Here is an 11,444-nt window from a genome sequence, read left to right on the forward strand (position 1 = left end):
AATGAAAAAAGATGACAAGAATATATTAAGATATTGAAAATATAAGGTAAATTGACGACTCAGAGGACGGAGCACATCTCACCGACTGGAAAGGACGGCAGGATCGGGATTCGCGGGCGGGCTTGTCCGCGCCCCCTTTGCCGGAATCGGGACGTTGCATCCCTCTGCCCGGCAACGGGCGATCATTGCGAAGATAATGGCCGCGACTTTCGTCGAAGCCGAGGAGCAAGACATGCCGAATAAAGCTACCGTCCGGGGCGTGCTGGTGGACGCCGCGCTGGCCCCCATCACCGCCGGCAAGATCGTGGCCACCTTGAACGGGTCGGATATTTTCGACGACGGCCTGCGCGTCGTGACCCAGAAGATCGAGGCCACCACCAACGCCGCAGGCGAATGGGCGCTGCAACTGATCGTCAACGCCGAGGGTGACAGCGCCAGCACGACCTGGAACATCGAAGGCTATAACCAATATGTGGCAAAGGTCTTCGAAGTGAAGAACCTGTTCATCCCCACGGCGCTGGAGACCTCACTGGGGGATCTGGAAAAGACCAGCGCCCAGAACCTGAAGGCCGCGAAGGATGCCGGGCTGTCGCGCCTGATCCTGGTCAGCGAGTTCGCGGAATATGCTGCCCTGCCCGACAGCCAGAAGCGCGGCAACGACATTGTCCTGGTAAAAGGGGCCTGACATGCCGGTTTCAATCTATGGCGAGGCCAACCGGGCGACATTCTATGGTATTCAGGCGGCCTATTTCGGCGGCAAAGAGGCCGAATTGCGTGATCGCGGCGGCAATGCGGTGACCTCGGCTCTGGTGCCGGTCGCGCCCAGGGTCACACGCGAGCCGACCATCCTGCCACTGGATGCGGCGATGGGCGACAGCATCACGCTGGACCTGGGCGAGGCCGTGGGCCAGCCCGCGCCGGCGGCAAACTGGGACTTCACGCTGAACGGCGTCTCGATCAAGAGCCTGCTGGACGAGGGCGCCATGACCATGGAACTGTCCGAACCCGGTATCTATGCCCTGGTGGTGGCATGGACCAATGCCGCCGACAGCACGTCCGCCAATGAGATCACCTTGTCGGTCATCGCGCCTCCGGCGGAGTCCATCGATTATGCCACGCAAGCCCTGGCCTATCTGACCTCCGCCTCGACCTATAGCGGCACGGCGCAGGACGTGACCTCGATCTCGCCCATCGGGACGGGGAACTACGTTTTCACCAAGGCCGGCAGCGGGACGGCGATCCAGGCAGGGCCGACGGGATTCGTCTTCGGCGATGGCGCCTATGTGCAAACCCAGGTGCTGAGCGGCCAGCCAACCACAGACGGGCTTTTCGTCGTCGCCGATGTGACGCTGACGAGCTATGGCACCAACCTAGGCCAGATCATCGACGGCACCGGCGTAAACCTGAAACTGCGCAACAGCTCGGGCACGATCCAGGCGTTGGGTCCGGTGGCGGGACAAGGCTCGCTGAACCTCGGCGGCGTCAGCTATGGCAACCGCGTGATCGTGGGCGGACAGCTTGACGATGTGCTGGACCTGCTCTCGGGGGTGAGCACGGCGGGCGCGACCGTCTCGGCGCCGCATGACGGGCTGACCGATCCCTCGCCTACCCGCTTCACCACAGGGCGTTATGTGCACGGAACTCTGCACCGGCTGGTGATCGTCGGTCGGCCCGAGGGCGGCGACTGGCCGTTGACCATGGATCAGGTCATCGCGGATTTTCGGCTGGGGGAGTGACGGCCCCCCGGCCATCCGTCACATCGCTTGAACTGCTTCCGGTCTATGGCCAATCCGAGAATCGCTCATCCGACAGCCCCGCCCTGGCCGCGACGCTGGATGCGGCCACCCCCGGCCAGATCTATTATATCTCGGGCATGGCAACCGAGGCGGGACGGCCGGTCGATGCCTCGGGCGCGGGCTGGTCGGGCACCGGCATGGCTGCCATCGACCTGACCAAGGCCGCATCGGGGTTTCTGCCGGCGGCGAATCTGGGCAGGGTCTCTCCGGCCTATACGTTCCAGTATTGCCGCTCGGCCCGCTGGGCGGATGCGGGGCAGCCCCAGAAGGGCGCGGTCATCGGCGATCACGGCTATGGCGGTCGCTATATCGCCGAATGGCGCCGCATCGACGCCAGCCCCATCGGCCGTAACCAGCAATACTGGATGCGCGAGAGCAAGCGCCTGGCCGACGAATTCGGCGTCGCGATGACCTGCCCCTATGTCTATCTGTTCCAAGGCTCTTCGGCCAAGGATCAGGCGGGGGCGGTCTATCGCGCCGATTTCGACACCGCCCATGGCGAGACGGTGGCGCTTGCCACCGAGCTTTTCGGGCGCGCGCCCAAGCTGATCGTGGTGGTGAACGGCGCGGATGTGAACACGGTCGGAGATGTCTATGATACGCCGGGCATGCAATATCGCATCGCCCAGGATTACGGAGGCATCATCGCGGGCTGGCAGCGGATCTATCCGATCAACGACCAGAACGCCCATATCGACCCGGATGTGAAGGTCCTGATCGGAGAGACCTGCGATTGGGCCGTGGCCGAAATCGAGGCCGGCAGGCCCTGGAACATCACCTATGCGGTGGAGAAATCCGACAATATCGTCACGGTCAGCTTTGCCCTGCGGCCGGGCGAGACGCTGACCGAACGAGCGGATCTTTACGCCGCCTATGGTGCCGCCGCGACCTGCACGAATTTCGGCTTCGAAAGCGATGTCGCGATCTCCAGCGTCGTGCCGGACATGGGCGGCAACAGCGTGACGATCACCTTGGCCTCGGCCAGTCCGAAATGGCTGCGCTTTGCCCACCAAGTTCAGGATTGCTTCGCGCTGACGGATGAGGCGGGCTATACGATGTCGGCCCATCGCACGACCCTTTTCCCTAGCCATATCCGCGCCAGCCACTTCCTTCCGGGCCGGACCTTATGGCGCGCCCTACCCGGTTTCCGGGGCAGCTTCCAAGACGATATCTTCGTGCCACAGTTCTGAAAACAACGCCGCGCCCCATCCGGGGCGCTTTTCCCATCAATAGTCAGATACCTGATTGATCGGAGCCGGCGCAGGTCACGGCGATAGGGATCCCTTGCAGCCTGGCGCCGCTCCTTTCTCACCCCGCGTTAACGGACCTGAAAGAGATCCGGCGTAAGCATGAGCCTTCGACAGGACCGGGGGCCAATTCCGTTGCGAAGACCAAGGAACAGATTGCGAACCAATGAGTCATTGAACAGAACCCCTCGCCTCCCTATCTTGTCCGCAAGCAGGGGGCCTGCGCTGCCGATTCCGGGGCCGCGCCTCTTGGCGAGAAAGGACTGATTCCATGAACGAATTCGCCCATACCACTCATCCGGTCCTGCCGCTGCGGGATATTGTGGTGTTTCCGCATATGATCGTGCCGCTTTTCGTTGGGCGCGAAAAGTCTGTCCGGGCGCTGGAAGCGGTGATGGAGCAGGACCGCCCGATCCTGCTGGCCGCGCAGAAGGATGCGGCCATCGACGAACCCGATGCCGACGGGATTTTCCGCACCGGGGTGCTGGCGAATGTGCTGCAATTACTCAAGCTGCCCGACGGCACGGTGAAGGTTCTGGTCGAGGGGCGCGAACGTGTCCGCATCAACCACTTCGTGGCGAACGAGCATTATTTTGAGGCCACCTGCGAGCCTCTGACCGAAGACGCCGGGGATGAGGAAATCCGCACCGCCTTGACCCGCGCCGTCGCCGAAGAATTCGAGCGTTACGTCAAGGTGCGCAAGAACATCCCCGAGGAAGTGGTTTCGGCCGTCGCCGAGGCCCGCGACCCCGCGCGTCTGGCCGATCTGGTCAGCGGTCATCTGGGCATTGCATTGGACAAGAAGCAGAATCTGCTTGAGACGCTGGACACCGCCCAGCGGCTGGAAAAGGTCTATGGCCTGATGCAGGGCGAAATGTCCGTCCTTCAGGTCGAAAAGAAGATCAAGTCTCGGGTCAAGACCCAGATGGAGAAGACCCAGCGCGAATACTATCTGAATGAGCAGATGAAGGCCATTCAGAAGGAATTGGGCGATGGCGAGGACGGCTCGAACGAGCTGACCGAGCTTGAGGAAAAAATCGCCGCGACCAAGTTCAGCAAGGAGGCGCGCGAAAAGGCCGAGGCCGAACTGAAGAAGCTGAAGTCGATGTCACCGATGTCGGCCGAGGCGACGGTATCGCGCAACTATCTGGACTGGCTTCTGAGCCTGCCCTGGGGCGTGAAATCGCGCACCCGCAAGGATCTGGTCAAGGCCGAGCAGGTGCTGGATGCCGATCACTACGGGCTGGAAAAGGTCAAGGAGCGGATCGTCGAATATCTGGCGGTGCAGAACCGCTCGGCCAAGCTGAAGGGGCCGATCCTGTGCCTGGTGGGGCCTCCGGGTGTGGGCAAAACCTCGCTGGGACGTTCGGTCGCCAAGGCGACGGGGCGCGAATTCATCCGCATTTCCCTGGGGGGCGTGCGCGACGAATCCGAGATCCGGGGCCACCGCCGCACCTATATCGGCTCGATGCCCGGCAAGATCATCCAGGCGCTGAAAAAGGCCAAGACCACGAATCCGCTGATCTTGCTCGATGAAATCGACAAGATGGGCCAGGACTTCCGCGGCGATCCGGCCAGCGCGATGCTGGAGGTGCTGGACCCCGAGCAGAACGCGACCTTCGTGGACCACTATCTCGAGGTGGAATACGACCTGTCCAATGTCATGTTCGTGACCACGGCCAACAGCTACAATATGCCCGGCCCCCTTCTGGACCGGATGGAGATCATCTCTCTGGCCGGCTACACCGAGGACGAGAAGCGCGAGATCGCGCGCCAGCACCTGCTGCCCAAGCAGATCACGGCAAACGGCTTGCGCAAGGGCGAATTCAGCGTGACCGATGACGCGCTGACCCATGTGATCCGCTATTATACGCGTGAAGCGGGTGTCCGCTCGCTTGAGCGCGAGATCGCGAAGCTCGCCCGCAAGGCGGTAACCGAGATCCTGAAGGGCAAAGTCAAGTCCGTCGCGGTCACACCCGAGAAAGCCGAGGAATACCTGGGCGTGCGCCGCCACCGCTATGGCCTGGCCGAAAAGGACGACCAGATCGGCGTGGTGACGGGTCTGGCCTGGACCCAGGTTGGCGGCGATCTGTTGCAGATCGAGGCGCTGAAGCTGCCAGGCAAGGGCCGCATGAAGACAACCGGGAAACTGGGCGATGTGATGAAGGAATCGATTGACGCGGCGGCGAGCTATGTGCGCTCGATCGCGCCCCAGATCGGGGTGAAACCGCCGAAATTCGACACGATCGACATTCATGTCCACGTCCCGGACGGCGCAACCCCCAAGGACGGGCCTTCCGCAGGCTTGGCGATGGTGACCTCGATCGTCTCGGTCCTGACACAGATCCCCGTCCGCAAGGACATCGCCATGACCGGCGAGGTCAGCTTGCGCGGGAATGCCATGGCCATCGGCGGCCTGAAGGAAAAGCTGCTGGCGGCACTGCGCGGCGGCATCAAGACGGTGCTGATCCCGGCCGATAACGAGAAGGACCTGGCCGACATCCCGGCCAACGTCAAGGAAGGGCTTCGGATCATTCCGGTCAGCCATGTGCGTGAAGTTCTGGCGCAGGCACTGGTGCGCCAGCCCGATCCCATCGAATGGGACGAGGCGGCCGAGGAGGCGGCCGAGGCCAGTCGCCTGGCCGCCGCCCGCCAACCCGGCGGCGGTGCGGCCATCGCTCACTGACGGTTCTATCGCGCGGAGTTCGCTCCGCGCGATTTTTTTTGGTGACGATGCAGGAGGTCCCATGGCGTCCAAGCAAGACCAGAATCGGCCAAAGCATACCGCCCGCCCCGGCCCAGAGGATGTCCACCCCTCGGTGGCGAGGGTGCTTCAGAAAAGGCAATTCATCAGCGCCGTGGCCCAGCGGACGGGACTGCGCAGCGTGCAGGTCAAAGAGATCGTAGATGCCACCCTTGCCGAACTGGGCGACGCAATCGCGGCGGGCCAGACCTTGGCCTTGCCTCCTTTGGGCCGCGCGCGGATCAACCGTCAGCGTGATGTCTCCGGGGCCGAGGTGATCACCCTGCGCCTGCGCCGCCGCGTCGACGATACCCAAGAACAGGACTGACTCAGCTTTTTGTGTGATCCCCCCTTGCAGCGACGCGCCAATGCCGATAATCAGCGGGCACCGGGCGATTAGCTCAGCGGTAGAGCGCTTCGTTCACATCGAAGATGTCAGCGGTTCAAATCCGTTATCGCCCACCATTATTTTCAATGCCCTAGGCTCAGGACCCATTGATCATATCCAGAAGATGACTGTTGCGATGACGATGGCTGACATGAAGGTGTGCGCAGCGGTCGTAGCGGGTATGGATACGGCGCCAATCCTTGAGCTTGCCGGACATGTTCTCGATCCTGTGTCGCTTGCGGCAACGCACACGGCCATGGGGCATCTGGATTTTCCGGTTTGATTTTGATGGGATACAGGCTTCGATCCTCGGATCCACGAGGGCTGCACGCAGCCAATCGGCGTCATAACCCTTGTCCGCCACGAGCGCCTTGGCATCTGGCAGCGAACTTAACAGCGCGGCGGGCCGGCATAGTCGCTGACCTGGCCAGCCGAAAGAAACAGGGTTCTGGGCCGCCCATCGCTGTCACGGACGGCACGCAGTTTCGAATTCAGGCCGCCTTTGGTGCGTCCGATATGCCGGGGAAGAGCCCCCTTTTGAGCAGGCTGGCCGCTGTCCGGTGCGCCTTGATCTGTGTGGCATCGATCATGATTTCTTCCGTCTCGCCGCCCCCTTTGGCGAGATCGACGAAGATGCGCCCGAACACGCCCAGCTCGTTCCAGCGGACAAAGCGGTTGTAGATTGTCTTGTGCGGCCCGTAGCTTGCGGGCACATCGCGCCACCGCAGGCCGTTGCGGATCACGAAGATCATGCCGCTGATCACCCGCCTGTCGTCCACACGCGGCATCCCGTGCGACAGCGGAAAAAATGGAGAGATTCGCGCCATCCGGGCTTCGGACAGCAGGATCATCTCGGTCATGGCGGCACCCCCTCCAAGGCTGCCAGTGAACCAATACGTGGCCGCGGCCGCAAGAAATTTAATGGGTCCCGAGCCTAAGTCCCGGCATTTTCTGGACCGGCTTGTCCCCGCCGATCTCCGGAGTCCGGCTTATCCCATAGCACTTTGACGGCGCCCTCGGGATTTGTATTGCTCGACGAAGCGTCTCTGGCGTCGTGGCGCTTCCGTGCGGAACTTGTGCGATAGTGCATCCCTTCCGGCCTGGAAAAAATGCGTCCCCAAGCACTTGGCGCACCGATAAGGGATTTCGCACTCATCAACTTTTTGAAGTGCAAGATCGCCCGGATCAGGCATAGCCAAACCGGGCGACGTGGGATTTTTATTACCTTTTCGCGTTACTGGGCTTTGTGCGTCGACTATGACATGGCCTGAAATCGGAGTGGCCAGATCTGGCTTTTTAGCAGGCTCACCATATCCAAATTCATCGCACTATCGCGGGGCTTAACCCGCGAAAGCCTGCCTTTGGGATGCGCGCTCGGCTGCTTCTTCCTCTTCCTCTTGCCGCACGGCCTTCAACAGATAGGTGATCATCAGAATTTTCCAGATCGGGAAAGCCGAGGCAGGGATCCACAATGCGAACAATCCGTTCCAGGCCAATGGCCCGTCCGTGAAGGCATAGACGAAGATGCCGGGCGCGAAGACCAGGGCAAGAAAGAAGTTCGCATAGCCGAACCAGCGCGGGAAGACCGGCTTTGCCCGGCGGTCGGCAAGTGCGGCCATGCCGATGGACCAGATGTTGATCGAGAAGATGAAGGCGACCCCAACGAAGGTCAGGAAGAACTGATCGCTGATCATCAACAGCAGTTCAGGCGCGCGCTCGGGCCGATAGGCGCCGGTCGCCAGAACGGACATCGGATAGACCCAGCCGGTCGGGGCCACGACGGCCGTGGTCAACTGAATATAGGAAAGGATGCCGAATTCCCCTTCGATCCGCTTCATTTGCAGGCTGGTGACCACCGCGAAGAAATAGAAGAACGGAGCGAAGAACGCCATTGTAACGACGCTCCACAGGATCTTTGTGCGATTCTCGGCAAAGAAGGCACTGATCTCGGTCGCGCCCCAAGCAGGATCGGGCGGCGGGAAAAGTTTGCCAAGGAAGAAGAATGCCACGGTATTGGCGATCAGGACGATCGCCCCGCACCATACGGAAAAGCGATAGAGCCTGAATTTCAGTGCCGGGTCGATCCCGACGTTCGTATTGACTGCCATGTCCTTGTTCCTCCCTTGGCAGACGAAAAGCATCGCGTGGATGTTTCGCAATTGTCGAAAGCGCGGCTACGCCCCGTTCCCCGTCCGGTAAGAAACCGGGCGGGGGTGGCGCGCATGAAGCGCGAAATCCTGTCAGAACTTCACGGAAACACGGGCCAGAAGGCCGGTCGATTTGGCAACGTTGTTGCCATATACGCTTTGGATACCCTTGATCGTGATATTGGCCGGGCGCTCACCCCACATGAAATCGCGCGACACGATGGGGCCAAGGCCGAACACGCTGGAACGGTTTCCGTTATTCGGGTGGACCACGCCGTCGATGGTGTCGTCCTCCAACTGCTTATAGGCCAAGCCCGCCAGGCCATAGCGCCAGCTTCCCTTGCCCATGGTGATGGCCCAATCCAGGCTGATCACGTCGCCGGTCTGGAATTTGGTATCCTTGTTTTCGGAGTATTTATGATAGAACAGACGCCCACTGAATTGCATCGCCTCGCCGAAAACCTCGGGCAGCGGACTGGGCATCGTATAGGTCAAGGCGATATTCGGAGAAAAGCCCCAGATATTCGAGCCGTTGTTGATGGGCTTGTCCTTGTCGTAAGAGCCGGTCGGCGCGGTCACGCCAAGGCCCACAAGAACGCCCAGCCCATAGGGTTGCGGCACGGCATCCTGCGGCTGGTTCATCGCATGCGCGTTCGGGAAATAGCGGCTCCACATCAGGACATCGGAATAGATGTCCTTTGCCCCGCTGGAGCAGTTCTTGGCATAGGGCTTCACGTTGAAGCAAAGCCGCTCGTAACCGACGAACAGGGACGATGCGAGTTGACCGCCCATGAACTGTCCGGGATAGGAGTAAAGCAGGCCGACCCCGGCAAGCTTATCCGAGCCGCCCGCCGCCATTTCGTCGCCTTTGTCATCGTAATAGTCGCTGAACCCGACGCCCAGGCCCAGGCCCGTGATCCACAGACCCTCTGGCGGCAGCAGGGCCGAGTTGATATCCGAGCCGCCGATGGGGCCTGCCGCGGCGATGGTTTCCGCAGATTGCGCCGGACCCGACATCAGCCCGGCGGCCAGCAGCATTGCACCGGCCATAGACCGGAAACCAGATTTTCCTTTCAGCATTCGTTCCTCCCTTGTTGTGTCGTTCAATACTGATCTGGAGCGAACCCTTGCCTGCATCGCAGGCCCGGTCTCCTCATCGCTCCAGCACGCCGATCAGGCGCTGCGAGTGTGGAATTCGGTCGATACCCTTTCGAAATCGTTCTTGCGTTCGATCTGCACCCAATGGCCGCAGCGCGAAAAACTGTGCAGCTCCACCTCGGGCAGCAGGCGGTTGGCCAGATGCGCGTGGTCATAGGGCAGCATCCGGTCATCGCGGCCCCAAAGCAGCAGCGTCGGGGTCTTGATTGTTCCGGCGCGTGTCCAAAGGGGCGGCTGGCCATGACGCAGGGCCGGATTGAACATGCTGGCAAAGATCGCCTTCATGCGGGGGATCACCCCATCGGCCAACGCATTCGCCATTCGCGCCTCGATCAGTTCATCGGTGATCAGCCGGTGATCGAAGACCATGGTTTTGACCCAGCCGATCATGCGGTCGCGGGTCGGATCGTCGAGAAACTCGAACAGGCGCAGGAAACCCTCGCTCGGGTCGGTGCCGAAGACCCCGACCGAAAGCCCCCCCGAGCCGATCAGCGCCATGCGCCGCACCCGTTCGGGATGCAGGGCCGCCAGTTCCGCCGTGACGGCGCCGCCCATGGAGTTTCCGGTGAAAAACGCGGATTCGATGCCCAGATGGTCCATCAGCTTCGCCGTCCACCGCGCGGCCAGAACCGGATAGAACTCGGCCAGTTCGGGCAGGCCGGACGCGCCGAAGCCGGGCATGTCGGGCATGATGGTGCGAAAGCGTTTGGCGAAAACCGGCAGGTTATACCGAAAATTCGACCAGGCGCTGACACCGGGACCCGAGCCGTGTAGCAGGATCAGCGGCTCACCCTCGCCGGCCTCATGCCAGGACAGAGTGATGCCGTCGATCTGGACCGTGCGGCGCGTGCCCTCATAGGTAAGTTCAGGATTCATGTTTCTGTGGCCCTCCCTGACGGCCGGGCTGTGCATACAGCCCGGCAATGCCTTGTATCCGCGACCGCTCAGGCCGCTTCGGTGCGGCGCACCGGCAGGTCCAGCCCCGCCGAGGGCGTGGTGGTGACATAGGGGCTGGTCTGCGGATCGACATTCGGCAGATCGCCATACCAGGTCATGCCGTAGGGGCTGTCGATCTTCCATTCCAGCGCCTGCCAGTCAGGTTCGAAGAACTCGCGGCCGCCGGAATAAAGCTCGATCCGATGTCCCGAACCGGGATCGCGAAGGTAAAGATACATCGCCTGGCCGATGCCGTGCTTGCCGGGGCCTGCGTCGATCTGGATATCCAGATCGCGCAACTGATCGGCGGCCGTCAGCATGTCGTGGAAATTCTCGATCGAGAAGGCGACATGGTGGAACTGCGCATCCTCGCCATTGGGGGACGCACCGATGGCGATGTCATGCAGCTTCGAGTTCACCGACATCCACGAGGCAACGATGAAATCCGGGTTCTGCGGCAGGGTCAGGAATTCGCGCCGCTTGAAGCCCAGCTTTTCGCGCAACCAGCCTTCGGCCTGAACAATCGTGGCAGGGCCTGTCATGATGTTCAAATGGTCCAGCCGCCGCACGCCAAGCCCACGGCGCCGGCCGCTGTTGCCCAGCAGATGCGAGCGCAGGCCCTGCGGTGCCTCGGGTTTGTCGATATCGTAATAGAGCTCGATCGGATGACCGCCATGGGGCAGCAGAAAGCGGATCGCCTCGCCCCGGCCGGTTTCGGTGCCGGCGGGGATCACCCGCACGTCGATGCCTTCGGCGGTGAACTGCTCATGGAACAGTTCCACATCCTGCGGACGGGCGACGCGGAAACTGTAGCTGTTGATCACCGCTTCGCTTTGCTGGGTCAGCACAAGCGAATGGTGGTCGAATTCCTGATAACCGCGCAGATAGGCAACGCCTTCCTCTTGCGCCGTTACTTCCATGCCGAAGATATCGCGAAACAGCCACAGCGAGCGGTCAAGGTCGGGCGTCCCGATATTGATGCCGCCGGCATGGGCGATCTTTGGTCCCGGATCATAGGTCTTGGTCATC

At 61.6% G+C, this 11,444-nt stretch carries 9 protein-coding genes, 1 tRNA gene and 1 pseudogene; 6 read left to right on the forward strand and 5 right to left on the reverse strand.

The genetic code is table 11. The annotated features are described in order from the left end of the window. Positions 1-232 precede the first annotated feature (232 nt). The 6 genes from QM682_RS14835 to QM682_RS14860 all read left to right on the forward strand — a co-directional run bounded on the left by QM682_RS14835 (position 233) and on the right by QM682_RS14860 (position 6,251). The gene (locus tag QM682_RS14835; protein ID WP_415131082.1) at positions 233-685 is read left to right on the forward strand and encodes a hypothetical protein; all 453 of its coding nucleotides are present in this window, start codon (positions 233-235) and stop codon (positions 683-685) included. A gap of 1 nt (position 686) precedes the next feature. Next, positions 687-1,736: a hypothetical protein gene (locus QM682_RS14840; protein WP_415131084.1), complete on the forward strand. Its 1,050-nt coding sequence runs from the start codon at positions 687-689 to the stop codon at positions 1,734-1,736. Then, a complete protein-coding gene (locus tag QM682_RS14845) occupies positions 1,733-2,986 on the forward strand; it encodes a hypothetical protein (protein ID WP_415131085.1) in 1,254 nt (417 codons plus the stop codon). Before QM682_RS14840 ends, QM682_RS14845 begins: the two co-directional genes overlap by 4 nt. A 328-nt stretch (positions 2,987-3,314) precedes the next feature. Further along, entirely contained in the window at positions 3,315-5,729 is a 2,415-nt protein-coding gene (gene lon, locus QM682_RS14850) for an endopeptidase La (protein ID WP_415131087.1), read from the forward strand. 61 nt (positions 5,730-5,790) lie between these two features. Then, positions 5,791-6,114, forward strand: a complete 324-nt coding sequence (locus QM682_RS14855) for an HU family DNA-binding protein (RefSeq protein ID WP_415131089.1) — start codon at positions 5,791-5,793, stop codon at positions 6,112-6,114. Positions 6,115-6,176: 62 nt separating this feature from the next. Continuing rightward, a tRNA-Val gene (locus QM682_RS14860) sits at positions 6,177-6,251 on the forward strand. A gap of 34 nt (positions 6,252-6,285) precedes the next feature. On the opposite strand, the pseudogene QM682_RS14865 reads toward QM682_RS14860, so the two are convergent. From QM682_RS14865 to QM682_RS14885, 5 genes and pseudogenes are all read right to left on the reverse strand, one after another. Beyond that, positions 6,286-7,034, reverse strand: a pseudogene (locus QM682_RS14865) (IS5 family transposase). A gap of 480 nt (positions 7,035-7,514) precedes the next feature. Then, complete coding sequence (locus tag QM682_RS14870) at positions 7,515-8,282, reverse strand: hypothetical protein (RefSeq protein WP_415131091.1); 768 nt, start codon at positions 8,280-8,282, stop codon at positions 7,515-7,517. A gap of 132 nt (positions 8,283-8,414) precedes the next feature. Next, the gene (locus QM682_RS14875) at positions 8,415-9,401 is read right to left on the reverse strand and encodes a transporter (RefSeq protein WP_415131093.1); all 987 of its coding nucleotides are present in this window, start codon (positions 9,399-9,401) and stop codon (positions 8,415-8,417) included. A gap of 93 nt (positions 9,402-9,494) precedes the next feature. Next, on the reverse strand, positions 9,495-10,355 hold the full coding sequence (locus QM682_RS14880) for an alpha/beta fold hydrolase (RefSeq protein ID WP_415131095.1): 861 nt from the start codon (positions 10,353-10,355) through the stop codon (positions 9,495-9,497). A gap of 68 nt (positions 10,356-10,423) precedes the next feature. Beyond that, entirely contained in the window at positions 10,424-11,443 is a 1,020-nt protein-coding gene (locus QM682_RS14885; protein WP_415131097.1) for a VOC family protein, read from the reverse strand. Position 11,444 lies beyond the last annotated feature (1 nt).

The sequence above is a fragment of the Paracoccus sp. (in: a-proteobacteria) genome (genome assembly GCF_047605025.1).
Classification (GTDB): domain Bacteria; phylum Pseudomonadota; class Alphaproteobacteria; order Rhodobacterales; family Rhodobacteraceae; genus Paracoccus.

Bases quoted from the DNA above. Each gene is read 5' to 3' on its own strand.
- QM682_RS14835 (WP_415131082.1), top strand. From the start codon at position 233: ATGCCGAATAAAGCTACCGTCCGGGGCGTGCTGGTGGACGCCGCGCTG.
- QM682_RS14840 (WP_415131084.1), top strand. From the start codon at position 687: ATGCCGGTTTCAATCTATGGCGAGGCCAACCGGGCGACATTCTATGGT.
- lon (WP_415131087.1), top strand. From the start codon at position 3,315: ATGAACGAATTCGCCCATACCACTCATCCGGTCCTGCCGCTGCGGGAT.
- QM682_RS14855 (WP_415131089.1), top strand. From the start codon at position 5,791: ATGGCGTCCAAGCAAGACCAGAATCGGCCAAAGCATACCGCCCGCCCC.
- QM682_RS14870 (WP_415131091.1), bottom strand. From the start codon at position 8,282: ATGGCAGTCAATACGAACGTCGGGATCGACCCGGCACTGAAATTCAGG.
- QM682_RS14875 (WP_415131093.1), bottom strand. From the start codon at position 9,401: ATGCTGAAAGGAAAATCTGGTTTCCGGTCTATGGCCGGTGCAATGCTG.
- QM682_RS14880 (WP_415131095.1), bottom strand. From the start codon at position 10,355: ATGAATCCTGAACTTACCTATGAGGGCACGCGCCGCACGGTCCAGATC.
- QM682_RS14885 (WP_415131097.1), bottom strand. From the start codon at position 11,443: ATGACCAAGACCTATGATCCGGGACCAAAGATCGCCCATGCCGGCGGC.